Genomic DNA, 23,759 nt, shown 5'->3' with positions numbered 1-23,759 from the left:
TCGCTTTGCTGAAGGCCCAGGACCGATCAGATTTGGCTCGCCGGCCAGGTCAGACTTCGCCGCGAGTGGCTTTTATTGATCGGGCCAAGGGTGTCTTTGGGGGGGCGGCCTGTCGGCCGAGTTGAATGGATCACGCCAACGACTGGTCTCAGCGCGCCACCCATTGCACCTCGGAGTGGAGCCTCAGGTGCAGAATCCCGGGTCGTCCAGCGCCGCGGCCGGGGTGACGATCCGCAGCCCGGTGGGCGGTTCGATGTCGAGAAGATCGCGGTCGCCACTCACCAGCCACCGGGCTTCGGCAGCCAGCGCGGCGCGCACGAAGTGCTCATCGTCCGGGTCGCGGCACCAGGTTTGGCTGGCCAGGGCTGGGGGGATATCCACCCAGTGGGCGACGGCATTCGCGTCGTGCAGGAGGCGCTGGCGCATTTCCAGGCTCAGGTAGCGGTCGAATTTGGGACGCCACAGGCGGGCTTCCAGCTCCGCAAAGGTCGCTGCCGAGAACACCGGGAGGCCCGCTGCCAATACGCGGCGAACGAGTTGGGCCGGTGCCCCCTGACGACTGAGCGCCGCGCTGATCCAGACGTTGCCGTCGAGGACGACGCGTTGCCGACGACGCGACGCCTCAGGACTCATCGGCCAGCAGGGCGTCCGCCGCCGCCGGCGTCAGGCCTGCTGCCGCCGCCGCTTCGGCCGCCTCGTCCAGCGTGTGCTGCAAGCGGTCGGCGTAGAAGGCGCGCATTGCCTCGTAATCGTGAGCGCTGACCATCACGCCGACCACGCGCTCGTGGCGCATCACGCGCACCGGCTCGCGCTGGGCGAGATCGAGAAACTCGCCGAAATGGGCCTTGGCCTGATTGGCGGTGAAGGTTTGCATGACGGATCTCATACGCAGGAAATGGAGCGCATAATTTAAACGAATCGTTCGATTCGATCAAATGACTCGATCTACGACAACGCTGGCTGCACGGTACCGGGTACGCGACGTGCCACCATCCTCACCGGCGAGCTGAAGTTTTAAGCAGGGAAGCGGCAGGCATGACGACCAATCACCGGCGATTCTTTGCCGCGGTTGCTGCCGGAGTCGCCGACAGCGCTCTTCCGGGGATTGCGCTGGCCACGACTCCCCGGCAGGCCGTCGTGGCCGCCGCCTGGCGCGGTCCGAACCCGGGCGATCCCTGCTTCGCCAGAGCCCTGGTCGCCGACTGGGAAACCCGCAATCTCGACATCCGCCACGCCGTGCCACTACCGTCGCGGCCGCACGGCCTCCTGCCGGAGGCCGATGGCGGCATGCTGGTCGTAGCAGCACGCCCCGGTACCTGGCTGATACGCTGCGACGCGCAGGGCAAGGTGCAGCAGCAGGTCTCGCTGGAGGAATCGTTGGCGCGGCGTTTCTGCGGCCACGTATTCGTCGCCGCCAACGGCGAAGTGCTGCTGACTACCGAAACTGCGCTACTGGATCGAGGTAATGCACGTCGACGGCTTCCGTTTCGACCTCGCCGCCGCGCTGACGCGTGACAGCGCCTTCCTACACGCCAAAAGGCAGCACCCCCTGCTGCAGCGCGTCAAGCTGATCGCCGAACCCTGGGACATTGACCCGGATGGTTATCACCTGGGACACTACCTGCCCGGCTGGAGCGAAAGGAACGATCGCTTCCGTGACGACGTGCTCGCCTTCTGGCTGACCCACGAAACGAACGTCGGACAACTCGCTCAGCGCCTGGCGGGATCGAGCGAAATCTTCCGTTTCGCCGGCCGCGCGCCGCAGGCGGGGATCAACTTCATCACCGAGCACGATGGCTTCACGCTGCGCGATCTGGTCATCTATCAGCAAAAACACAACGAGGCAAACGGCGAGGGCAACCGCGACGGACATGGCCACAATTTCTCCTGGAACTGTGGCGAGGAAGGCGACAGCGCCGACCCGCAGATCCTCGAAAGGTGCCGCCGCCTGCAACGCGCCCTCCTGTCCACGCTGCTGATCGCGCAGGGCGTGCCGATGCTGCAAAGTGGCAATGAAATCGGCCGCACGCAGGACGGCAACAACAACGCCTATTGCCAGGACAATGCGCTGAGCTGGCTCGACTGGCAGCACGCCGATGGCGAACTGACGGCCTTCATCGCCGGGCTAGTCGATTTCCGCCGGTACTTTCCGCAGTTGCGCCGCCGCGGCTGGTTGACCGGCGAGCCGAGCACCGACGGCCCGGCCGACGTCGTCTGGTGGCATCCCGCCGGACGCCCGATGTGTCCCGCCGACTGGCAATCGCGCAAACTCGGCACCTTCGCGCTGCAGCTCGCGCCACTGCCGCTTTCGGGCGCGGGCTTCATCGAATGCCGCAAGGGCAGCCGCAGTGCGCGCTTCGGGCCGTAGATCACGGCCGAGACACAGAATGCCGGCCAGGGGCACGAGAGCTCCGCGCTGCTCTGCCTGATCAACCGCGACGACATCCCGGTTTCCTTCCTGCTGCCCCACGGCGTCTGGGAACAGATCTGCGACAGCAGTGCTCAGAAACCCTTCGCGACGGTGCGCCGCGAGCCGACGAGTCCGCTGCCGGCGCGCAGCGTGCAGATCCTCCGCCTGGAGTGACGCTGTATGCGCTTGCCGCTTTCGGCAAGCGCATACAGCTCGACAGCCATGTGTCGCGAGCAAATCTTCAGTCTTGATGATCAGGGCTAAGGAGGCCGTATCCTTGCCAGAGATAGTGTCGACAAATTTTACAGTCTGCCTATTCGCCTTTCTGTGGCAACGCCTTTCTTCCCTCAACACACACACAAGACACTGTAAAATTAGTATATAACGTTGCGCGCAAGATAACTTGGCACGCTAATTGCTTGGGTAGATAGTAGCCCCAGGATTCTAGTGCACCCCCCTCGCCTTAAGGAAAAGAAAAGCCATGAAAAATGCACTAACCCCCCTGCTCGCTGCGCTCAGTCTTTTTGCCGGCAGCGCATCAGCCACTACGCTTGTCTACAATGATTTTTCCAGCGTCGCTGGATTGCAGCTCAACGGCAGTGCCGCACAAGCAGGCACCGCTTTGCGTGTCACACCGGCCTCGTCTTTCCAGAGTGGTTCAGCCTTCAGCACCACGGCGGTTACGCTGAACTCCAATGTTTCGTTCAGCTCGGCGTTCAGCTTCCGCATCACGAACTCTGGCGGGATCAGTGATGGCGACGGGGTGGGAGCCGATGGCCTTACCTTTACCATTCAGACCGTCTCTAATACAGCGGGCGGGGCCGGAGGTGGAATCGGCTACCAAGGAATTCTCAAGAGCGTGGGGATCGAATACGACACCTACGATAACGGAAGCTTCGGTAATGACCCCGATGGCAATCACGTCGGCATCGACTTGGGCGGGAACATTTTTTCAGTGCAAACGGCGTCGGTGGCGACGCGCATGAACAACGGTAACGTATGGTATTCGTGGGTGGACTATGACGGCACAACCGATAACCTAGAAATTCGCCTCTCGCAGTCTTCGACTCGCCCACTGTCGGCGCTCCTGACACGTAACGTGGACCTTGCAACTGTGTTGGGAACGACTAACGCGTTCGTCGGCTTCACCTCGGGCACGGGATCAGCTTGGGGCGACCACGATATTCTTAGCTGGGAGTTTCGCGATACCTTCGCGCCCATCGGCAATGTGCCGGAACCTGCCTCCTTGGCGTTGCTGGGTGTTGCGTTGACGGGTCTCGCTGCCACCAAGCGGCGTAAAGCTACCTGAGTATCGGTTCGGTCAAGAGGGCTCTTGTGTGCCCACGAACAGTAGCTTTTGGATGACTGAAAGCCATGTGATTACGACCCTGACCGCCACGTCGAGATGGCCGGGAGGCTCTAATCAGAGGAGCTTTGTCACCGCCAGCCACGCAGCAGCGCGATGCCGTTTCGATCATCTGTGGCTTCAGCCCGCCGAGCGCGTAGACCGGCAGCGACGAGCGTTCGCTGAGACGTGAGAACTCCGGCCAGCCCGTCCCGTGCGCCTTGGGATGGCTGGCCGTCGGCAGTACCGGGCCAAGAAAGACGAAATCCAGAGCGAGTTTGGCCGTCCGCGCAAGATCGGCGGCGGTATGGCACAAGGCGGCGACGCGCTCGAATGCCGGCCGCCCGGCGCTCTGCCAGAGTCGCTTCGACGACAGATGCATGCCCTGCGCGCCAACTGCGCACGCCAGGTCGGCATCGTCGTTGATCAGCACCGAGATCCCCTCGAAACCTTGAGTCATCGTCATCACGGCGCGTGCGAAGGCAGCGTGCGCGACCGGCGGACGCTGCAGAAGCTCGACGAGTGGGATACGCACGGCATCGATCCCCACCCGCTCGCGCTCGACGCCGCTGGCCCGTTGATCGTCGCCAACGGCGGTGCCCCGAGAACGCTGGCAGACCAGAAGTACGATCTGCAGCACATGGAATCCTCGCTCGTCCGCCTGGATACCGCCAGCGGCAGCCTGTTGGAATTCGGATGACTGGTCAGGGGCTCCCGGGGCCAAGTGCGAGATTGACGTCGCTTGATGGAGGCTCATGGACTTTCGTTGGTATCGTGGGATCTTGGGATTTCCTATCCTTAACGCAAGCGGACCGACTCGCGCTACACTTACTCCCATTCCCACCCCAAGGAGAAAACCCCCATGCGCAAGCTGATCGTTGCCATCCTTGCCGCGAGCCTGGCCATTGCCTTGCCCGCGGCTGCCGCCGAATCCACCCTGGCGAAAATCAAGCAAAGCGGCGTCCTCAAACTCGGCTACCGCGAGAACTCCATGCCGTTCTCATTCATCGCCGGCGACAGCAAGCCGCGCGGCTACAGCATCGATTTGTGCGAGATCGTTGCCAAAGACGTGGCCAGACAGCTGAACATGCCGAATCTCCAGGTGCGCTGGGTGCCGGTCACGGCGCAGAACCGTTTCGAGTCGCTGAAAAGCGGCAAGATCGATCTGGAGTGCGGCAACACCACGCAGACCCTGTCGCGCCGTGCCGACTTCGACTTCAGCGTGATGACCTACGTCGATGGCGCCAGCCTGCTCTTCCTGAAGGGCGAGAAACCGAAGACCCTGGTACAGATCAACGGCCAGCGCGTCGCCGTCGTTGCGGGCACGACGACCGAAAAGGTCTTCGACGCACTGGTATCCGCGGAGAAAATTGGTATCCGCCTGCTCAAGGTCGCCGACCACGATGCCGCCCTGAAGGCGCTGCAGGACAGAAGCGTCACGGCCTATGCGGCGGATCGCACCGTGCTGGTGACGATCGCCGTCGTGAAGGGCGAAGAGGGTTCCTACGAAGTCTCGGAGACCCAGTTCACCTACGAGCCCTACGGCCTGATGATGCGCCGTGATGCCGACTTCCGGCTGCTTGTCGATCGTTCCCTGTCACGGCTCTATCGCAGCGGCGATATCGGGCAGATCATTCAGCGCTGGTTCGAGCCGCTGGGCGAACCCAGCGAGGTGCTGCGAGCGATTTTCATGCTCAACAGCCTGCCGGACTGAAGGATTCGTTCAGGCGGGCGGCAGGGCGGCGTTTAGCTGGCGCTGCAGGGAACCCGGGGTCAGACCACGCAGCACGGAAAGGCCCCAGGTTTGCCAGAGGCCCCACCGGGTTTGCTCGCACTGGCGAATGTCGATACCTACTGGCGGGCGCGGGGGGTTAGTCCGTGCAACTGAAACCGTGGTGCGTCCTCGATTCCGCGCTGACTTCATGGCGGGGCGCCGGATCGTCCGGCGGCGTCCTCGTGGCAACGGCCCTGGGACTGGTGCGCAGTCACCCGCTGCTCAAACCCGTCGCCCTGCCATGGCCGCAGCCGATGGCGCTGGACAATCACCGGAGTCTGATCAGCGAGATGGAATCGTCGCCTTCCTGAACACGCGGCACTGCTTCGGCGCGCCGACCCTGTTGAACTTCACCGCGAATGGCCTTTGCGGGAGCCATCCCGAGCGCTTGCTACAGCAGCTCGAGCACCTTCTCCGGCGGTCGACCGAGCACTGCCTGGTCACCACTCACGACGATCGGACGCTCGATCAGGATCGGGTGCGTTAGCAGCGCCTGCAGCCATTCGTCTTCGCTCAGGGAGCGTCCGGCGTAGTGCGCCTTGAACACCGCTTCGCCACGACGCACCAGTTCCGATGGCCGCATGCCGAGCTTTCGCAGGAGTTCGCGCAGCTCTTCGTGGCTCGGCGGCGTCTTCAGGTAGTCGACGATCTCGGCATCGATACCCTTTTCGGCGATCAACTGGCATGCTGCGCGACTCTTCGAACAGCGGTTGTTGTGGTAAATGCGGACGGACGCATGGCTCATCTGTTTTCCTCGGGCAAAGATGATCGCGAATGGTGACGCCGCAGGCAGGCAGCCGGCCTAGCGCCACAGGCTTAGCGGCGGATCGGTAATGATCGCACGCAGGATGTCGCTGCGCGATACGAAACCGACCAGTACCTGCGTTTCATTGACGATCGGCACGCCATCGACCTGGTGTTCGAGCATCACCCAGGCGATCCGCCGTATGTCGGTAATCGGGTCGGCGCTGACCACGGGCGTCGTCATCACGTCGCTCACCTTCCTCGCCAGCACATCGCGCACGCGCCCGTCTTCGACGTTGACAACGGTCAGCAGGTCGCGCTCACTGACGATACCCACCAGTCGGTAAGTCGGGTCGAGCACCGGCGCCTGGTGGATGCGGCGTTCGAGCAGTATCCGAAACGCCCGCTCGACGGGATCGCTGCTGGTCACCGAGACGATCTGCCGTTGCATGATCTGATAGGCATGGTACAGCGGACCCCGCTCAGGATCGCTGCGCAGCATTTCCCGGTAAGCGCTCACGGCCTGCGCCACGGGAGCGCTGAAGACGGGTGCCGGCTCGCCCTCGGCAATGGGTCGGACAGCAGCTCCCCGATGAACCCCGGCGACATCCTTGAGGCCTTCGAAGGTACCCTGGTAGATTGGACCACTCAAACCATAGACCGCAAACATGTTCTTCTTCTCGTCCGACGCCATGTCGCTTCAACAGCGATCGCTGCCATTATAGCGGCTCGCGTACGCTGGCAACCTGTCGGACTTTGGATGCGAATGAACGTGTTCGTCGAAGTGCCTTGTTCGATGGATGCCCCAGAACCATTATTTCTCCGACGATCTTGTTGCCGTTTTTCAACGCTGATTGTCGGCTTGTCACCTTTGATTCTCTCGTAGCCGAGGTATTCGGCGAACATCGAGACCACCCCCATCGCAGGTAATCATGACTGTCCGAAACCTTGAATTCCTCTTTCGTCCCGCCTCGGTGGCGGTGGTCGCCGAGCCTGACGAGCCGAGTCGCTACGCCGAAGTGGTGCTGGCCAACCTCGCGGCGGGCGGATTCAATGGTACGGTCATGTCGGTCAGCGCCAGGAAACGCGCCCTGTTCTTCATGGGTGACGAGGTCCGCCTCGGCGAACTCGACGGGGTGCCCGATCTGGCGATCATTTGCGCCTCACTGGAGCAGGTGCCGCCGATCATCGCCCAACTCGGCGCGCGCGGTACCCGCGCGGTGATCGTCGGCCCGTGGATGTGGCACAAGATGAGCAATGGGACGATCGCGACGGCGCGCAAGGCCATTCTCGAAGCCGCCCAGCCGTATCTGATGCGCGTTCTTGGGCCGGGCAGCGGCGGTCTCGTGGTGCCGGCCAGAGGGCTTAACGCTAGCGCGACCCCCGTTTCGATCAAGCCTGGGAAGATTGCCCTGGTCGCGCAGTCGACCGCCGTGACGGCGGCCGTGCTCGATCGCGCCTACAGCAAGGGAATCGGCTTCTCGACGGTGCTCCACCTGGGCGCCAGCCTCGATGTCGACCTCGCCGACGTGCTCGACTGGCTGGCGGCGGACCCCGATACCGAGTCGATCCTGGTGCAGTTCGATGAGGTCACGGCCGGCCGCAAGTTCATGTCGGCCGCCCGTGCCGCCGCACGCAACAAGCCGGTGGTGACCATCCGCGGTGGCCCGCGGCAGGGCAGAGCGCAGAGCAGCGGGCCATTCACCGCCAACGATGTTTACGAAGCGGCCCTGCATCGTGCAGGCTGGGTGCGCATCGATACGCTCGGGGACCTGTTCGCCGCCGTCGAGGCGATGGCGCGGGTGCGCCGCTTGCGCGGCGAGAGTCTGACCATCCTGGCCAACGGTCATGGCCTGGGGCGGATAGCCGGCGACCGGTTGACACGTTCCGGCGGCCAGCTCGGCAGGCTGTCGCCGGCCACCCTCAAGCGTCTTGAAGAACTGTTGCAGACGCGTTCAAGACTCTCGAATCCGTTGGCGTTGCCGGCGGACATCACGGCGACGAACTGGGGAGCCGTGCTGGCAACTGTACTGGCCGACGAGCATACCGAGAATGTCCTGACCGTCTTTTCGCCCTCCCCGTTTGCCCCCAGTGCCGAAGTCGCCGCGGCAATCTGCGAGGTGTCCCGGAAAAGCGATCACAATATCTTCACCTGTTGGGTGGGCGGCGCCGCCATGCTGGAGGCGCAACAGATCATGGCGGCACAAGGCATGTTGAGCCATGAGTCGCCGGAAATGGCGATCACGGTCTTTCTCGGCGTTGTCAGCTATCGGCGCAATCGCCGCTTGCTGATGCAGATACCGCCATCGCTCGCGGAGGGTTTCTCACCGGACATGGAAGCCGCCCGCAGCGCCCTCGGCGAAGCGATGGCGGCTGGTGCGGGCCAGCTATCGGTACGTCAGGCAAGACGACTGTTGCAGGCCTATGGTCTGGCCGTTGGCGAGCATCCTCTGGCTGGCAGTATCGACAAGGCGATTGCCTGCGCCGATGCGATCGGCTACCCGGTCGATCTCGCCCTGCTGCTGGCCAGTGGAGCAGAGTTTCCGGAGGGTGCTGCGGGTCTGCGGTCGCCGGCGGAGATCCGCATCGCGGCGCGCGACCTTCGCCGCCGTGTACGTACCCAGCAGCCTGGCAGCCGCGTCGGTGCTTACCGGCTGCGACCGGGTGCGGCCCGCAGTGGCGCGCCCGCACTGCGTCTGGGCGTCGCCGACGATCCGGTGTTCGGTCCGGTGATTTTCCTTGGCCCGGCATTGGCCACGGGTTTTCGTGGCGGCCGCCTGGTGGTTGCCCTGCCGCCACTCAACCTGATCCTGGCCGGTGATCTGGTGACCCGCAGCGGTTTCGCCGAGGGATTGCCGGAAGAGGATCGTCCGGCGCTGCACGCCGCCGTGAGCAATGCCCTGGTCCGTCTTTCGCAACTGCTCACCGACCTCGATGAGGTGACAGGCATCGACCTCGACCCGCTGCACGCCGAGGCCTCGGGGGTCGTCGTGCTGGGCGCGCGTATCGGCGTCGGGCAGAGCGCAGGCAGACTCGGCCATCGCCGCTTCGCGGTCGGCCCCTATCCGAAGGAACTCGAACAGCCCGTGGATTGGCAGGGTCGCCGGCTCCTGATCCGGCCGATTCGACCGGAGGATGAAAACATGCTCGGCGAACTGCTCAATTCGCTGGCTCCCGAGGATTCGCGCATGCGTTTCTTCAACTCGATCAAGAGCCTGCCGCGTGCCCGTCTGGCCCGCTTTTCCCAGATCGACTACGACCGCGAGATGGCCTTGGTCGCCATCGAGCGTGGGAACGATGGCACCGGGCATGCGCTCGGTGAGGTGCGGGCCGTGGCCAATCCCGGCAGTACGTTCGCGGACTTTGCCATCGTTGTCGCTTCGGCCATCAAGGGCCAAGGACTGGGCAAGCTGTTGCTGCAATGCCTGCTCGGCTACTGCCGAAGCCGCGGCATCGCCGAGTTGCGCGGCGAGACCCTGGACGGAAACCTGCGCATGCAGCGTCTCGCGCGCAGTCTCGGTTTCACCGTCACCACCGGAGCCGATCGCGGCACGCTCGATCTGAGTCTGTCGTTGAACCCGCCCGAGAAGGCGTGACGGGGAAGGGACGAGGATTCGATCACCCGCCGCCCGAGCCACCGGGATCACCCCGCACACCCTGGACAGCGGCGGGCTGGAAGAACCATTCGGTGGGCTGAGGCCGGTACGGGCACGGGCTCGAAGCGCCCGATTGCCCTCAATGCCAGCCGCGGGCGCCGGCCTTCTGGCGAGCCTCGTGATCGCGGCGCAGGTTTTCTTCGAGTTCTTCCCGGCCACTCTTGGCAATCGCGACCGTCCTGGCCTCGTCGTGGAAGTGCGGCAACAGGGCGTTGAGCGTGATCAGGTTCTGCCGGCGAAACGCCTCGGCAATCTCGCGCGCTTCATAGGGTTCGACGCCCAACACGGTCAGGGCCGCACGGGCGCTCCTCAGTGACGACTCGAAGGTCTCGCGTTCGATCGCGGTCACCCCGCGATCGGCCAGTTCCAGCCAGTGCCGCACGTTGCGCGCGCGCGCGACGATGGCCAGGTTCGGAAAGCTCTCCCTGACCAGGTCGATCAGGGCCAGGCTGTCGGCCACATCGTCGATGGCGACGACCAGCAGCTTTGCCTTGGCGGCCCCTGCCGCAGCCAGCAGGTCGAGGCGCGTGGCGTCGCCATAGAAGACCTGGTAGCCGAACTTGCGCAGGATATCGATCTGATCGGGATCGTGATCGAGCACGGTGATGTGAATCCCCTGCGCCAGCAGCACGCGGCCGACGATCTGCCCGTAACGCCCCATCCCGGCGATGATCACTGCCGCGCTGTCGTCGTCGATGGCATCGGCTTCGCGCTGCGTCTGCGCACGGCGCGCGGTCAGACGATCGAAAGCGATCAGCAGCAACGGCGTGGCGGCCATCGACAGCGCCACGGCCGCCGTCAGCAGGCCTTCCCAAACACTCGGCAGGACACCTGCCGTGCGTGCCACGCCGAAGACGACGAAGGCAAACTCGCCCGCCTGCGCCAGCAGCGCCGCGAACAGCCAGCGTTCCGAGCGCGGAACCTCCAGGCGCGGCGCGATCAGTGCGAGCATGCTCCCCTTGAGCACGAGCAGACCGACCACCAGTATCGCCAGCAGGCCGGGGCGCGCGATGACCTGGCCGAAGTCGATCGACATCCCGACGGCTATGAAGAAGAGCCCGAGCAACAGCCCCTTGAACGGCGCGATATCGCTTTCAAGGGCATGCCGGTACTCGGAACTGGCCAGCAAGACCCCTGCCAGGAAGGCCCCAAGGGCCATCGACAGGCCGGCGCCGGCCATCAGCAGGGCAATGCCGATCACCAGCAACAAGGCGAAAGCGGTGAAGATCTCGCGGACTTCGGATTGGGCGATCAGGCGCATCAGCGGGCGCGTCAGAAAGCGGCCGATGATCACCACGCCAACGATCGCGGCCATCGCCTTGCCGGCGCCCAGCCAGCCGCTGCCGCCTTCGCCACCGGCCGCCCCCAGAAATGGCACCAGGGCAATCAATGGAATCGCCGCAATATCCTGGAACAACAGCACGGCGAAAGCACTGCGGCCGACCGGCGCCGCCATCACGTTGCGTTCGTTCATCGTTTGCACGGCGATCGCCGTGGACGACAGCGCCAGCGCCAGACCGGCGGCGAGGGCTGCCTGCCAGCTCAGACCGAGCGCGATCAAGCCGAGCGCCAGGGCTGCGCCACACACGACCATTTGCAGCGTGCCGCCACCGAATACCGCACGGCGCATCTCGACCAGACGCTTCAGCTCGAGTTCGAGCCCGATCAGAAACAACATCAGCACGACGCCGAACTCCGCGAAATGCAGCGTCGATTCGACGTGGCCGACCAGCCTGAGTCCCCACGGGCCGATCAGCGCACCGGCAATCAGATAGCCGAGGACCGAGCCGAGGCCGCTCTGCTTGGCGATCGGGACGCAGACGACCGCCGCGCCGAGGTAGACCAGGGCGTCGCGCAACAGGGAGTCAGCCATGCTCGACCTCCGCAACAAAATCGAGTAGCCGCTGCCGATACTGCGCGGCATGCTGTTGCAGGGTGGCCTCATCGATCAGATGCGCGCCGTGCACGACTTGCGGCGGCAACCAGTGCATGCCGCAGAAACGCGCGGTCATTTCCAGGGCCGGCGCGAAGGCGGTGAACGGAAAGCGGTGCGTTCCCCCTGGCGAGTAGCCCTCCGACGTTGCGCCGGTGGTCGTCACCCACAGGCACGACTTGCCGACCAGCGCGGTGCCGCCTTCGCCAATCGCCCAGCCTTCCGTGAGCACCGTGTCGAACCAGAGTTTTTGCAATGCCGGTGCCGAGTACCACATGCACGGGTGCTGCCAGACGATCAGCCGGGATTCGATCAGCAGTTTACGTTCGGCCTCGACATCGATCTCGAAATCCGGATAGCGGTCGTACAGCGAGCGGACGATCACCGACGGCACGGTGCGCGCCGCTTCGAGCAGCACGCGATTGGCGCGTGACCGCGCCGGATGCGGATGGGCATAGATCAGGGCAATCAAGAGCAATCCTCAGTAAAGGGTCGGATCCATTCATTACCGGCCTGGCAGCCTCGGCGCCGGGCATGCGCACGTTCGAGCTCAGCGGCGCGCTTTAATGCGTACGCTGGAACGGCTCGTTGGGCGTTTTTGTCGGCGTTTTGGGCCTTGCACGGCAAATTGGTTCTGGCGCTCACTCATTGAAATACTGTCATTCCGGACTTGATCCGGAATCCAGTTCGTTTCTCAAACGGTTCCTTTAACATTTTAATCGGATGAACGAATCTGGATTCCGGCATACGCGGGAATGACGGTGGGCTGTTAGAACAAATTTGCCCTGTTGGGCCTTGCACTCGGCCTTGACAGATGGGCAGGGTATGAATACTATAAGTAGCAAATATCTCATGGGCACAACCCCTCCAGGGTCAATTGGTTCTGGCGCTAACTCATTGAAATACCGTCATTATGGATGAAACTACCCAAGTATTCGACTTGTTTGATGCTGACCTTAGAACGCTGGGGGCTCAACTGGCTGAAAGAACGACGAATCGCTGCGAAATTGTCGTGGGCGACGCTCGCCGAATCCTGCACGAGATGCCCGAGGGGCACTTTGAGTGCGTCGTGACCTCACCCCCGTACTGGGGGTTGAGAGATTACGGCATCGACGGGCAGATCGGTGCAGAGACTACGGTTGATGAGTACATTGCGGACCTCGTGCGCCTGTTCCGGGAGGTTCGGCGCACCCTCGCCGATGACGGCACCCTGTGGCTGAACATCGGTGACAGCTACACCTCCGGGGGCAGGACCTGGCGGGATGCTGACGCCAAGAACAAGGGGCGGGCAATGGATTATCGTGCCCCGACGCCCGAGGGTTTGAAGCCGAAAGACTTGATCGGCGTTCCTTGGCGGTTGGCGTTAGCCCTTCAGGCAGACGGCTGGTATCTGCGCACGGACATTATCTGGAACAAGCCCAACTGCCAGCCTGAAAGCGTGAAGGATCGCCCGACCCGCGCCCATGAATACGTGTTCCTGTTTTCCAAGTCAGAGCAGTATTACTACGACTGGCAAGCGATCATGGAAACTGCGGCGGACCCTAAACAGAAGTCGAAGAACCGGCGCACTGTCTGGAACATCAATACCGAGCCTTACCCTGGCAGTCACTTTGCCGTCTATCCGCGGGCGCTCGTTCGCCTCTGCGTAACGGCAGGTTCCCGCGAGAATGGCCGGGTACTTGACCCCTTCTTCGGGTCAGGGACTACTGGCGTTGTTTGCAATGAGCTGGGCAGGGAGTGCGTCGGTATTGAGCTGAACGCGGAATATGCAGAACTGGCGCGTGAACGGTTGTTACGCGGGCGCTGAGCCAAAAATCCAAGTCGCGTGCACCTTGCAGAGGTCTTTTCGCAGGTGTTTGATTTGGAGCTTGCGCTCAGTGCCCCCATCAAAATACAGCGAATACTTGAGCTGCCCACTTGCATCCTTGACATAACCGTAGCCCGGCCGCGGTTTCTGTCTGCTGTCCGCGCAAACCTCTAGTTCGCAGTTCTCGGCTTCGAGCAACAGCTTTTTGGGGATCTCGACAAGTTCGTAGCGGATCTTGGCACCGTCATCTTTCAGGCGTCGGAGTGTGAAGATGCGGTCATAGCTTTGCATGTGCTCAAGGAACAAATCCCGCAGCAGAGGCAATTTCCATTCACCCCGGCCAAGCTCCATCCACTTGCTGACGTGGATCGATTCGTCCTTGATATTGGCCGCGGCTTCTGTCTTGAGGCTGACCGGAATTCCACGAATGGTCATGTCGTGGCCTCGGTTCGTCCGGCTTTTCACGAGCTGGGCCGGAATGCCAGAGGCGTTTAGCGCAGACTCAAACGTAAACTCGAATCGATCTTTACTCAGGGCCTGCCGGCTCCCTGCGTGGTGGCTCAACAAGCGATCACCAAGGAAGGCAAGAACAGCATCCGTTACCACATCGGAATCAGAGGCGCGGTCGAATTGGCAAGCCGCCCCAAACGCATGGATAGCCGACCTGACCCATGTCTGTTGCGCAGGAGTCAGGCGACGTAGCGCCTCAACGATTTCGCGGATTTCCTTTTCCGAAAGACTCACTCAAGTTTTCCCATCTGTTCGTTATTCGATGGGCTTTCGCGCTCGGTGAGCAATTCGGGAACGGTCACACCCAAAGTTGAGGCCAGAACCTCAAGCGTGCTGAGTGTGACATTTCTTTCGTGACGTTCAACTGAGCCGATGTAGGTGCGGTGCAAGCCGCATCGCTCGGCGAGTTCTTCTTGGGAAAAACCCTTTTCTCTACGAAAAGTCTTGATGTTCTCAGCTAATACCGTGCGGAGAGAGTCGCTCGATTTTCTGACCATGCTCAAGCCCTCACTGATCAGGCCGAGATTGTCCGCAAATGACGACTATAAGGCGACAGACTATAGGTAGCAGTCGGAAACTGGCGTTCGCGTGGCAATGATCCCGGTCGTCTTTGCCGAATTCTGAATTCGCCTGTCCGATAAATCCTAACGGATTCCACACTCTTCACTCTTTCGTATTCATCCATGAGGAGGGAAATGGTCATGGCTTTGATGACCAGGGATGCCTGCAACAGCCATGACTATTAGGCCACCGCGCACCCTGGGCGGGTGGGAGGAAACTCACCTTCAGACCTCGGCGCCGATCAGGGCACCGTTTTCTTCCATCCACGCGCGCCGGCCGGCCGACTCGCCCTTGGCCATCAGCAGGTTCATCACCGGCCTGGCGGCCTCGGCGCCGGGCATGCGAATGCGCATCAGGCGGCGTGTGTCGGGCGACATCGTCGTCTCCCAGAGCTGCTCGGGGTTCATTTCGCCGAGTCCCTTGAAACGCGAGATCGACACCGCCTCCGGTTTGATGCCCTCGAGTCGCAGGCGGTCGATCACCGCTTCGCGCTCGTCGTTGTCGAGCGCATAGATCTTGCGCGGCGGGCGCGTCTTGCCCTGGCCGGGGACATCGAGGCGATACAGCGGCGGTTGTGCAAAGTAGAGATGACCGTTTGCGATCAGCTTCGGAAAATGGCGATAGAAGAGCGTGCACAGGAGAACCCGGATATGCGAGCCGTCGACATCGGCGTCGGTCATGATCACCACCTTGCCGTAGCGCAGGTTGAGCAGCACCGAATCGGGCGCGTTCGCCGGATGCGGATCGATGCCGAGCGCCACCGCAATATCGTGCACTTCACGGTTGGCAAACAGGCTGCCGGCTTCGACCTCCCAGGTATTGAGCACCTTGCCGCGCAGTGGCAGGATCGCCTGCAGTTCCTTGTCGCGCCCCGATTTCGCCGAGCCACCGGCAGAGTCGCCCTCGACCAGAAAAATTTCGTTGCGGCGGGTGTCCTCGCTCTGACAATCCGAGAGCTTGCCGGGCAGGATCGCGACCCCGGTCTGCTTGCGCTTCTCGACCTTCTGGCTGGCCCGCGTGCGCGCCTGCGCCGCCCGGATGGCGAGTTCGGTGATCTTCTTCGCGGCTTCCGGATGCTCGTTGAGCCACAGCTCAAAGGTGTCGCGAACCATGCGTACGACGAGCGCGACGGCATCGCGCGAGTTCAGGCGTTCCTTGGTCTGCCCCTGGAACGAGGGATCGAGCATGCGTACCGCGAGAACGAAGCTGGCACGCGAGAAGACGTCTTCGGCGGCGAGCTTGACGCCCTTGGGCAGCAGCGCGTGGTGTTCGGCAAAGCTTCGGATGGCGTCGAGGGTGGCCTGCCGCAGGCCGGCCTCATGCGTGCCGCCGGCGGTTGTCGGAATCAGGTTGACGTAGGATTCGCGCGCCAGACTGCCCTCGGCCGTCCAGCAGATCGCCCAGGCCGCCCCCGAGCCGACCGGGAAGTTCTCGTCGCCCTTGGTCGCGTACTTCTCGCTGCTGAACACCGGCGCCACCACTTCCCCGTCGATCAGCTCGCTCAGATACTGCAGCATGCCCTGGGCAAAGCACCACTCGGTGGCCCCGCCGTCCTCGACGCTCAGCGCAACCTGCAGGCCGGGCAGGAGCAGTGCCTTGCTGCGCAGCAGGCGTTCGAGCTGAGCCAGCGGGATCATCGGCGAGTCGAAGAAGGTCGGGTCCGGCCAGGCGCGCACGCGCGTGCCGCTGGCCTTTTTCGGTGCATCGCCGACCCGCCGCAGCGGCTCGACGACCTCGCCTCCGGCAAAAGCCATCTGATGGCGCGCGCCGTTGCGGATCACTTCAACCTCAAGCCGGGTCGACAGGGCATTGGTCACCGAAACGCCGACGCCGTGCAAACCCCCTGAAAAGCGGTACGCCGAAGACTGATCGTCCTTGTTGAACTTGCCGCCGGCGTGCAGGCGGGTAAACACCACTTCGACCGTCGGCACCTTTTCGAGCGGATGCATTTCCACCGGAATGCCCCGCCCATCGTCCTGCACCGTGACCGAATGATCACGGTGCAGGATCACCGTGATGCGCTTGCAATGGCCGCCCAGCGCCTCATCGGCGGCGTTGTCGATCACTTCCTGGAGGATGTGCAGGGGGCAATCGGTCCGCGTATACATGCCGGGGCGATGGCGCACCGGCTCCAGTCCCTTGAGGACAGCGATCGATTCTGCGGTATAACTCATTGCGCTGACTTCTCCGGCAGGCCACCTTGGCCAAATACAAAAACGCCAGAGCAAGTCTGGCGGATCGATACAGCAAAGTACGAAGTGTACTACCGAAGTTATCGAGGGTGGACACCCAGGAGCAAGTGCTACACTGGCGACCCATGCGTACCCTGTTCGCTGCTTTTTGCGTTTTGCTGGCGCTCGATGCCGCCGCTGCCGACGTAGTGCTGCGCGGCGAGCTGCTGATCGGGTCACCGTTTGGATGGACGGTGCCCCCGCCGTCGATCGTATACGATTCGTACGGCCGCTGTCTTTCTGCCGCGGGCTGCCCGAACTACGAACAGCTACGGCGCTTCCTGGATCGCTACGAGCGCAACTACGGCCAACGCTTTGCGCCGAATCCGCCGGCCTTGCTCGTGCCAGCGCAGCCGCGCGACGTACCGCCCACCCCGGAAGCCCACATCCGGCCGCGCTACCGGGGCGCAAGCCAGATCCGGCCGGAGTTCGAACAGGCTGGGAAGCCGGTCTCCCACCCGTGATCCGCCTGGCCGCCAGCCCGAGGTCGGGGCATTGAACCCGCTGCTGCAGTCAGTCGTCGGCTATCTCCTGCTGCTCGGCCTGGCCTGGACCTTCTCCTCCCGGCGCGGCGCGATCCCGTGGCGGACGGTCATCGGCGGCATCGGCCTGCAATTGGCGCTGGCGCTGCTGATCTTTCGTCTACCCGGTGTGCGCGAGATTTTCGCGGCCGGCAACGACGCCTTGCTGGCCATTGCCGCGGCGACCCGCGCAGGAACTCAACTGGTGTTCGGTTTCCTGGGCGGAGCATCGCTGCCCTATGCGGAAACCACGCCCGGAACCAGCTTTGTCCTGGCCTTTCAGGCCTTGCCGGTGGTGCTGGTGATGAGCGCGCTGTCAGCACTGCTCTATCATTGGCGGGTGCTGCCGCTACTGGTGCGGGGTTTCTCGCTGGTCCTCGAAAAAACTCTTGGAGTCGGCGGGGCGATCGGCATGTCCACTGCGGCCAACGTCTTCGTCGGCATGATCGAAGCGCCGCTGTTGATCCGCCCCTACCTGGCGAGCGTCAGTCGCGGCGAGATGTTCATCATTCTCACCGGCGGCATGGCGGGGGTCGCGGGCACGGTCATGGCCCTCTACGCCAGCATTCTCGGTCCGGTCGTCCCGGATGCGCTGGGCCATATCCTGGCCGCCTCGTTCATCAGCGCCCCCGCGGCCATCGTTTTTGCGGTGATCATGGAGCCGCCCGAGGGACCGCCCACCGGGCGGTATCTCGACCTGCCGCAGACCGACAGCAGCAGCATGGAAGCGGTGACCCGCGGGACCGGCGAGGGCGTCAGCCTGTTGATCAACATCGTCGCGATGCTGATCGTGCTGGTGGCCCTGGTGAGCCTGGCCAATCAGGCGCTCGGCCTGTTGCCCGGCGTCGATGGCAGCCCGCTCTCGCTGCAGCGTCTTCTGGGTTGGCTGATGGCCCCGGTGGCCTGGATGGCCGGCATTCCCTGGAGCGAGTGCACCGTTGCCGGCTCGCTGCTGGGAACCAAAACGGTGCTCAACGAACTGCTGGCCTACATCGACCTGGCCCAGCTCCCGCCGGATACGCTCGCGCCCCGCAGCCAGGTGATCATGACCTATGCGCTGTGTGGTTTCGCCAATCTCGGCAGTCTCGGGATTCTCCTCGGCGGCATGTGCGCGATCGCCCCGCAACGTCGCGCAGAACTCGTCCAGCTCGGCCCACTGACGCTGATCTCGGGCACCCTGGCGACCCTCTCCTGCGGCAGCGTGGTGGCGATGCTGCTGTGACGGGATTTGACTGTACTGAGGTGGATTCTTGCCCAAGAAGACGAGCCTGACCGGGAGCGAGTTGTTCATTGTCGATAATAGCGACGACGACTGGAAAGCCGCGCGCTACCTTCACGACTGGTGCCAACTTTCCAAGTCAATCGACATCGCCACGGGCTACTTCGAGATTGGAGCACTACTCGCGTTGGACGGCGAGTGGCAGAAGGTCGACGGAATCCGCGTCCTGATGGGCGACGAGGTCAGCCGAAGAACCAAAAGGGCTTTCGACGAGGGCCTTGCCCAAGTCTCGCAGCGCATGGATGACAGCATCGAAGCCGAGAAGCGAAGGAACGATTTCCTTGACGGCGTCGCGGGCGTGGTCGATGCACTGCGGTCGGGAAAGATCACCTGCCGCGTCTACCGCAAGGACAAGTTCCACGCCAAGGCCTACATCACCCATGCGCGCCTGGAGGTGGTCGGATCCACCGCCCTTGTTGGTTCGTCCAACTTCACTTTTCCTGGACTGACCCAGAACGTGGAGTTGAACGTACAGATCACGGGAAGCCCTGTTGGTGTCCTGCAGGAGTGGTTCGAAGCGCATTGGGACAACGCAGAGGACGTCACTCCCGATCTATTGCGGACGATCGAGCGGCACATCCTCGATTACGCGCCGTTCGACGTTTACGCCAAGTCGCTGCACGAGTACTTCAAGGGCCATGAACTGACCGCAACGGAATGGGAGCGAAACCACTCGGCCGTCTACCAGATCCTCGCGCCCTACCAAAGGGAGGGCTACCATGCCCTGCTGAAGCGAGCGGACCGCTACCGCGGGGCCTTCCTGTGTGACGGCGTGGGTCTCGGCAAGACCTATGTCGGCCTGATGCTCATCGAGCGGCTGATCGTCCATGACCGCCTGAAGGTGGCGCTCTTCGTACCCAAGTCTGCGCGCAAAGCCGTCTGGGAGCGCGCGCTTCGCCAGCGCTTGCCCAACCTGTTCGGCAAGTACAGCCAACTGGAAATCTTCAACCACACCGACTTGCTGCGTGGCGGGCAAATCGAGGAGGACCTCGAAAGTGTCCGCGCGCGCGCCGACGTCATCATCGTCGACGAGGCACATCACTTCCGCAACACCGGGATCAAGGGCGACACCGAGCATCCGCAATCGCGGTATTGGAAGCTGTACCAACTGGCCGAAGGCAAGACCTTGTTTCTGCTCACGGCGACCCCGGTGAACAACCGCCTCACTGATCTGCAACACATGATCGAACTGTTCTCGCGCGGGCAGGCCGACTACTTCCGGGATGCGCCGCTGGGCATCCATTCGCTACCCGGGCATTTCCGCAAGATGGAAAAGGATCTGGAAGGGTACCTGAATCGCGCCACTGCAAACGGTGACGCGGTGCAAACCGACCTCTTCGAGGCGGACTTCGTGCTCGGCGCCGATGCGCTGTTCCATTCGCTGGTCGTCCAGCGCAGTCGCGCCTACGTTCGGCGCAGTCTGGAAGCTGCGGGCGACGGCGACATCCTCTTCCCGAAGCCGCGCGAGCCGAAGGTACAGCCCTATTCGGTCAAGCAGACCTACGGCAAGTTGTTGCAAATGGTCGAGGACGCGTTCAATAAGCAGAAGCCATTGTTCTCACTGGCGATCTACTTCCCCTACACGTACTACAACGGCCCCGAAACCGACATCGACGCCCTGACACTCGGGCGGCAGAAGCAAGTCGTCTCGCTGATCCGCACGCAGTTCCTCAAACGCTTCGAAAGCTCCGTTCATGCGTTTCGGGCGTCATGCTGGAGCCTGCTGATCAAGTTGCTCGCCTGGGTCGAAGTCCACGCCGAGAGCGCCCATGAGCAGCGCCTGCTCGAGCGCTGGAAGAACCAGCACGCGACCTTGATCAACTACGCACAGACGCACCAACTCGAATTGTTCGGCGAGCCCGATGATGGCGAGGCGGACGAAGACGTCATCCCGGACGAGATGCTGGAGGCGGTGGAGAAGCTGCCGCGAGACAAGTTCAAGGTCGACGAGATCATCGACGAGACGCTTCTCGATCTGGACCAGATCGCTTCCTTCCTCAAGGAATTGGACAAGTTCAAGCCGTCGCAGGACAAGAAGCTCCAGGCCTTGCTCGGTCTGTTGAAGAAAGATGCTGTGCTGAGCAGGCACAAGGTGCTCATCTTCAGCGAGTTCATGGCCACGGCGCGCTACCTCAAGCAGCAGCTCACCGAAGCCGGCATCGAAGGTGTCGAAGAGATCGACAGCGCCAGCAAGGCCGACCGTGGCGAAGTCATCACGCGTTTTTCGCCTTACTACAACGGTTCTTCGAGCGTCGAACTCGCCGCCGTAGGCAAAACGGAAATCCGCGTCCTCATCGCCACGGACGTGTTGTCTGAAGGCCTGAACCTGCAGGACGCCACGCGCATCATCAATTACGATCTGCACTGGAACCCCGTGCGACTGATGCAGCGCATCGGCCGCGTCGACCGACGCATGGACCCCGCCATCGAAGCGCGTATCGTCGCCGACCACCCCGAGCAGAAGAAGCTGCGTGGCGAAACGGCGTACTGGAACTTCCTGCCACCTGATGAACTGGACGAACTGTTGCGCCTCTTCCGCACCGTATCCAAGAAGACGCTGCGCATCTCCAAGACTTTCGGGATCGAAGGCCGCAAGCTGCTGACGCCAGAGGACGACTACCAGGCGCTGAAGGAATTCACCGACGCCTACGAGGGCACGCTGTCGCCGGTGGAGGCTATGCACCTGGAACTGCAGGCCCTGTTGCGCGAACACCCGGATCTGGAAGCGCGCCTGCGCTCACTGCCCGGCAAGGTCTTCAGCGGCAAGCAGCATGCGCAGCGGGGCTTGCGTGCCGTGTTTTTCTGCTACGCGTTACCCGCTCGACCCGTCAGCGAGGCGTCGCCCGGCGATCAGTCTGCCTGGACGCTGGACGCGGGCTACGTGCAGTGGTATCTGTTCGACCTCGACAAGGGGTCAATTGCCGAAGAGGCGCCGCAGATCGCCGACCTCATCCGCTCGGTTCCCGACACGCCACGGATCTGCGCGATCGACCCCGCAACGCTGAAGCAGGCGCGCGAGAAACTGGAAAAGCACATCAAAAACACCTACCTGAAGAAGGTGCAGGCACCACTCGGCGTCGCGCCGGTGCTGCGCGCGTGGATGGAACTCAACTGACGGGGAACGTGATGACCGAAGTACAACGCCGGCGGCTGCGAGCCATCAAGACGTTCGCGCAGCTCATCGATTTCCTGCGCGACGAACTCGACTGGCCCATCGACCAGGGGCACGACGAAGAAGACCTCACTTTCGACTGGTCCGACGACCTGGGCCTCAAGGACGAGGAGCGCGTCGGCATCAAGCAGATCAAGCAACTGCGTCCACTGGAGACCGGGCAGCCCTGGGGCATCTTCTTCGTCGACTTCGAGAAGAAGCACCTGCCCATCGTCATCCTGCGCCGCATCCTCAATGCCCTGGTGCTGAGGAAGCGCGCCAGTGCCAACCGAGCGCAGCGCGCCGCGTGGCAGCAGCGCGACCTGCTCTTCATTTCAGCCTACGGGCAGGAAAACGAGCGCCAACTCACCTTCGCCCACTTCAGCGAGCCGGCGAGCGACCTCGATGCCGGCAAGGCGACGCTGCGCGTGCTGGGTTGGGACGACGACGACACCAGCCTCAAGCTGGACTACGTGGCCGACACGCTGAAGGCCAAGCTCACATGGCCGCGCGACACCTCCGACATGAAGGCCTGGCGCCAGCGCTGGGCGGAGGCCTTCGAACTGCGCCACCGCGAAGTGATCACCACCGCCGCCGATCTGGCGCTGCGGCTCGCAGAACTCGCCAAGCGCATCCGCAATCGCATGCTGCAGGTGCTGCCGCGCGAGAGCGAGAGCGGCGAACTGCGCAAGCTGCTGAAGGGCTTCCAGACGGCGCTGATCCACGACCTGGACGAGAAGCAGTTTGCCGACATGTACGCGCAGACGATCACCTACGGCCTGTTCTCGGCCGCCGTATCGCGCACCGTGCCGGGCGCCGGCACGGCGGTGCACCAGGGCAACGTGGTCGACATGGTGCCGGTCACCAACCCCTTCCTGCGCGAGATGCTGGCCAGTTTCCTCAAGGCCGGCGGCCGGCGCGGCAAGCTGGACTTCGACGAACTCGGCATCCAGGAGGTAGTCGACCTGCTGAACGACCCGAAGACGCACATGGAGGCCGTGCTGCGCGACTTCGGCAACCGCACCCGCGGCGAAGACCCGGTCATGCACTTCTACGAGGAGTTCCTCAAGGCCTACGACAGGAAGCTCAAGGTCCAGCGCGGGGTGTTCTACACGCCGCAGCCGGTGGTCTCGTACATCGTGCGCAGCGTGCATGAGTTGCTGCAGACCGAGTTCGGTCTGGTCGACGGCTTGGCCGACACCACGACCTGGGGTGAGATGCTGAACAAGCACCCCGGCCTAAAACTGCCGCCGCTCACCGACGGGCCAGACGAGAAGCGCACGATCTCGTCGGACGAACCCTTCGTCCAGATCCTCGATCCCGCCACCGGCACTGCCACCTTCCTCGTCGAAGTCATCGACGTCATTTACCGCACCCTGGCGGCGAAGTGGATGCAGCAGCGCTTGACTGAAGCCCAGCGGCGCGCGGCGTGGAACGAATACGTGCCGAAGCACCTGCTGCCGCGCCTGCATGCCTTCGAGCTGATGATGGCGCCGTATGCCATTGCGCACATGAAGATCGGCCTCAAGCTAGCCGAAACCGGCTACCGCTTCGGAGCGGACGAGCGGGCTCGCATCTTCCTGACTAATGCCCTCGAACCCTGGGTCAAACAGTTGCCCCTAATCGGTTTTGGCGCACTCGCCCACGAAGCTGCTGCAGTCAATGACGTGAAGCGTGTAGGGCGATTTACGGTTCTGATCGGCAATCCGCCGTATTCTTCTAGCTCGACAAATAAGAGTGACTGGATCCTCGATCTGCTTGACTTGTACAAGAAGGGGCTTGGTGAGCGCAAGACCTATCTTGATGACGACTTCATTAAGGCGTTAAGCAAAAATAA

General features: G+C 62.9%; 22 protein-coding genes and 1 pseudogene. 12 read left to right on the top strand and 11 right to left on the bottom strand.

The features are described from left to right. Positions 1–183: 183 nt before the first annotated feature. A complete protein-coding gene (locus AW06_RS05790) occupies positions 184–633 on the bottom strand; it encodes a putative toxin-antitoxin system toxin component, PIN family (RefSeq protein WP_034947031.1) in 450 nt (149 codons plus the stop codon). Beyond that, positions 623–874, bottom strand: coding sequence for a type II toxin-antitoxin system prevent-host-death family antitoxin (locus AW06_RS05785; RefSeq protein ID WP_034947028.1), 252 nt, complete (start codon positions 872–874; stop codon positions 623–625). Before AW06_RS05785 ends, AW06_RS05790 begins: the two co-directional genes overlap by 11 nt. A 161-nt stretch (positions 875–1,035) precedes the next feature. Here AW06_RS05785 and AW06_RS05780 point away from each other — a divergent pair, with 161 nt between their 5' ends. Together AW06_RS05780 and AW06_RS05775 are read left to right on the top strand one after the other, a co-directional pair. Next, positions 1,036–1,515 (top strand): DUF1513 domain-containing protein, encoded by a 480-nt coding sequence (locus tag AW06_RS05780; protein ID WP_273704422.1) that lies wholly within the window; start codon positions 1,036–1,038, stop codon positions 1,513–1,515. After that, entirely contained in the window at positions 1,466–2,368 is a 903-nt protein-coding gene (locus AW06_RS05775) for a hypothetical protein (protein WP_273704421.1), read from the top strand. The genes AW06_RS05780 and AW06_RS05775 overlap by 50 nt, the downstream gene beginning before the upstream one ends. A gap of 134 nt (positions 2,369–2,502) precedes the next feature. Here the strand turns inward: AW06_RS05775 and AW06_RS20000 are convergent, their stop codons facing one another. Continuing rightward, entirely contained in the window at positions 2,503–2,634 is a 132-nt protein-coding gene (locus tag AW06_RS20000) for a hypothetical protein (RefSeq protein ID WP_273704420.1), read from the bottom strand. 257 nt (positions 2,635–2,891) lie between these two features. On the opposite strand from AW06_RS20000, the gene AW06_RS05770 reads away from it, so the two are divergent. Then, entirely contained in the window at positions 2,892–3,719 is an 828-nt protein-coding gene (locus AW06_RS05770) for a PEP-CTERM sorting domain-containing protein (RefSeq protein WP_034947025.1), read from the top strand. On the opposite strand, the gene AW06_RS19995 is transcribed toward AW06_RS05770, so the two are convergent. Next, positions 3,712–4,215 (bottom strand): thiamine phosphate synthase, encoded by a 504-nt coding sequence (locus AW06_RS19995; protein WP_273704419.1) that lies wholly within the window; start codon positions 4,213–4,215, stop codon positions 3,712–3,714. The two genes, AW06_RS05770 and AW06_RS19995, sit on opposite strands and share 8 nt — an antisense overlap. On the opposite strand from AW06_RS19995, the gene AW06_RS05765 reads away from it, so the two are divergent. From AW06_RS05765 to AW06_RS05755, 3 genes are all read left to right on the top strand, one after another. Next, entirely contained in the window at positions 4,132–4,455 is a 324-nt protein-coding gene (locus tag AW06_RS05765; RefSeq protein ID WP_273704418.1) for a DUF1513 domain-containing protein, read from the top strand. The genes AW06_RS19995 and AW06_RS05765 overlap by 84 nt on opposite strands. 162 nt (positions 4,456–4,617) lie before the next feature. Further along, a complete protein-coding gene (locus tag AW06_RS05760; protein WP_034947019.1) occupies positions 4,618–5,469 on the top strand; it encodes an amino acid ABC transporter substrate-binding protein in 852 nt (283 codons plus the stop codon). Between the two features lie 164 nt (positions 5,470–5,633). Further along, positions 5,634–5,840, top strand: a complete 207-nt coding sequence (locus AW06_RS05755; RefSeq protein ID WP_034947016.1) for a hypothetical protein — start codon at positions 5,634–5,636, stop codon at positions 5,838–5,840. A gap of 80 nt (positions 5,841–5,920) precedes the next feature. Here the strand turns inward: AW06_RS05755 and arsC are convergent, their stop codons facing one another. Together arsC and AW06_RS05745 are read right to left on the bottom strand one after the other, a co-directional pair. After that, positions 5,921–6,274: an arsenate reductase (glutaredoxin) gene (gene arsC / locus AW06_RS05750; protein ID WP_034947013.1), complete on the bottom strand. Its 354-nt coding sequence runs from the start codon at positions 6,272–6,274 to the stop codon at positions 5,921–5,923. Between the two features lie 57 nt (positions 6,275–6,331). Beyond that, positions 6,332–6,943, bottom strand: coding sequence for a CBS domain-containing protein (locus tag AW06_RS05745; RefSeq protein WP_034947077.1), 612 nt, complete (start codon positions 6,941–6,943; stop codon positions 6,332–6,334). A 262-nt stretch (positions 6,944–7,205) separates the two neighbouring features. Here AW06_RS05745 and AW06_RS05740 point away from each other — a divergent pair, with 262 nt between their 5' ends. After that, a complete protein-coding gene (locus AW06_RS05740; RefSeq protein WP_034947010.1) occupies positions 7,206–9,869 on the top strand; it encodes a GNAT family N-acetyltransferase in 2,664 nt (887 codons plus the stop codon). 139 nt (positions 9,870–10,008) lie between these two features. On the opposite strand, the gene kefC is transcribed toward AW06_RS05740, so the two are convergent. Next, entirely contained in the window at positions 10,009–11,802 is a 1,794-nt protein-coding gene (gene kefC / locus AW06_RS05735; protein WP_034947008.1) for a glutathione-regulated potassium-efflux system protein KefC, read from the bottom strand. Next, positions 11,795–12,334, bottom strand: a complete 540-nt coding sequence (kefF, locus tag AW06_RS05730) for a glutathione-regulated potassium-efflux system oxidoreductase KefF (protein WP_034947073.1) — start codon at positions 12,332–12,334, stop codon at positions 11,795–11,797. The genes kefC and kefF overlap by 8 nt, the downstream gene beginning before the upstream one ends. A gap of 441 nt (positions 12,335–12,775) precedes the next feature. Here kefF and AW06_RS05725 point away from each other — a divergent pair, with 441 nt between their 5' ends. Beyond that, complete coding sequence (locus AW06_RS05725) at positions 12,776–13,669, top strand: site-specific DNA-methyltransferase (protein ID WP_138678593.1); 894 nt, start codon at positions 12,776–12,778, stop codon at positions 13,667–13,669. Here the strand turns inward: AW06_RS05725 and AW06_RS05720 are convergent. The 3 genes from AW06_RS05720 to parE form a co-directional block, all read right to left on the bottom strand. Next, on the bottom strand, positions 13,655–14,413 hold the full coding sequence (locus AW06_RS05720) for a hypothetical protein (RefSeq protein ID WP_034947006.1): 759 nt from the start codon (positions 14,411–14,413) through the stop codon (positions 13,655–13,657). The two genes, AW06_RS05725 and AW06_RS05720, sit on opposite strands and share 15 nt — an antisense overlap. Beyond that, a complete protein-coding gene (locus tag AW06_RS05715) occupies positions 14,410–14,676 on the bottom strand; it encodes a helix-turn-helix transcriptional regulator (RefSeq protein WP_034947003.1) in 267 nt (88 codons plus the stop codon). Before AW06_RS05715 ends, AW06_RS05720 begins: the two co-directional genes overlap by 4 nt. A gap of 288 nt (positions 14,677–14,964) precedes the next feature. Continuing rightward, positions 14,965–16,914 (bottom strand): DNA topoisomerase IV subunit B, encoded by a 1,950-nt coding sequence (gene parE / locus AW06_RS05710; protein ID WP_034947000.1) that lies wholly within the window; start codon positions 16,912–16,914, stop codon positions 14,965–14,967. Between the two features lie 143 nt (positions 16,915–17,057). Here parE and AW06_RS05705 point away from each other — a divergent pair, with 143 nt between their 5' ends. From AW06_RS05705 to AW06_RS05690, 4 genes and pseudogenes are all read left to right on the top strand, one after another. Next, positions 17,058–17,435, top strand: a complete 378-nt coding sequence (locus AW06_RS05705) for a hypothetical protein (protein ID WP_034946997.1) — start codon at positions 17,058–17,060, stop codon at positions 17,433–17,435. A gap of 31 nt (positions 17,436–17,466) precedes the next feature. Further along, the gene (locus AW06_RS05700) at positions 17,467–18,714 is read left to right on the top strand and encodes a nucleoside transporter C-terminal domain-containing protein (protein ID WP_273704417.1); all 1,248 of its coding nucleotides are present in this window, start codon (positions 17,467–17,469) and stop codon (positions 18,712–18,714) included. A gap of 28 nt (positions 18,715–18,742) precedes the next feature. Continuing rightward, on the top strand, positions 18,743–21,886 hold the full coding sequence (locus AW06_RS05695) for a helicase-related protein (protein ID WP_273704416.1): 3,144 nt from the start codon (positions 18,743–18,745) through the stop codon (positions 21,884–21,886). A gap of 8 nt (positions 21,887–21,894) precedes the next feature. After that, positions 21,895–23,759 (top strand): annotated as a pseudogene (locus AW06_RS05690) (DNA methyltransferase); the annotation flags it as partial.

It is taken from the genome of Candidatus Accumulibacter cognatus, from assembly GCF_000584975.1.
Lineage (GTDB): Bacteria > Pseudomonadota > Gammaproteobacteria > Burkholderiales > Rhodocyclaceae > Accumulibacter > Accumulibacter cognatus.
The sequence above is the reverse complement of the archived record's forward strand: the minus strand, read 5'-3'. Positions and strand labels throughout refer to the sequence as shown.

Coding starts and splice junctions, on each gene's coding strand:
- AW06_RS05790 (WP_034947031.1), bottom strand. CDS start 633: ATGAGTCCTGAGGCGTCGCGTCGTCGGCAACGCGTCGTCCTCGACGGC.
- AW06_RS05785 (WP_034947028.1), bottom strand. CDS start 874: ATGCAAACCTTCACCGCCAATCAGGCCAAGGCCCATTTCGGCGAGTTT.
- AW06_RS05780 (WP_273704422.1), top strand. CDS start 1,036: ATGACGACCAATCACCGGCGATTCTTTGCCGCGGTTGCTGCCGGAGTC.
- AW06_RS05775 (WP_273704421.1), top strand. CDS start 1,466: ATGCACGTCGACGGCTTCCGTTTCGACCTCGCCGCCGCGCTGACGCGT.
- AW06_RS20000 (WP_273704420.1), bottom strand. CDS start 2,634: ATGGCTGTCGAGCTGTATGCGCTTGCCGAAAGCGGCAAGCGCATACAG.
- AW06_RS05770 (WP_034947025.1), top strand. CDS start 2,892: ATGAAAAATGCACTAACCCCCCTGCTCGCTGCGCTCAGTCTTTTTGCC.
- AW06_RS05765 (WP_273704418.1), top strand. CDS start 4,132: ATGCATGCCCTGCGCGCCAACTGCGCACGCCAGGTCGGCATCGTCGTT.
- AW06_RS19995 (WP_273704419.1), bottom strand. CDS start 4,215: ATGACTCAAGGTTTCGAGGGGATCTCGGTGCTGATCAACGACGATGCC.
- AW06_RS05760 (WP_034947019.1), top strand. CDS start 4,618: ATGCGCAAGCTGATCGTTGCCATCCTTGCCGCGAGCCTGGCCATTGCC.
- arsC (WP_034947013.1), bottom strand. CDS start 6,274: ATGAGCCATGCGTCCGTCCGCATTTACCACAACAACCGCTGTTCGAAG.
- AW06_RS05745 (WP_034947077.1), bottom strand. CDS start 6,943: ATGTTTGCGGTCTATGGTTTGAGTGGTCCAATCTACCAGGGTACCTTC.
- AW06_RS05740 (WP_034947010.1), top strand. CDS start 7,206: ATGACTGTCCGAAACCTTGAATTCCTCTTTCGTCCCGCCTCGGTGGCG.
- kefC (WP_034947008.1), bottom strand. CDS start 11,802: ATGGCTGACTCCCTGTTGCGCGACGCCCTGGTCTACCTCGGCGCGGCG.
- AW06_RS05725 (WP_138678593.1), top strand. CDS start 12,776: ATGGATGAAACTACCCAAGTATTCGACTTGTTTGATGCTGACCTTAGA.
- AW06_RS05715 (WP_034947003.1), bottom strand. CDS start 14,676: ATGGTCAGAAAATCGAGCGACTCTCTCCGCACGGTATTAGCTGAGAAC.
- parE (WP_034947000.1), bottom strand. CDS start 16,914: ATGAGTTATACCGCAGAATCGATCGCTGTCCTCAAGGGACTGGAGCCG.
- AW06_RS05705 (WP_034946997.1), top strand. CDS start 17,058: ATGCGTACCCTGTTCGCTGCTTTTTGCGTTTTGCTGGCGCTCGATGCC.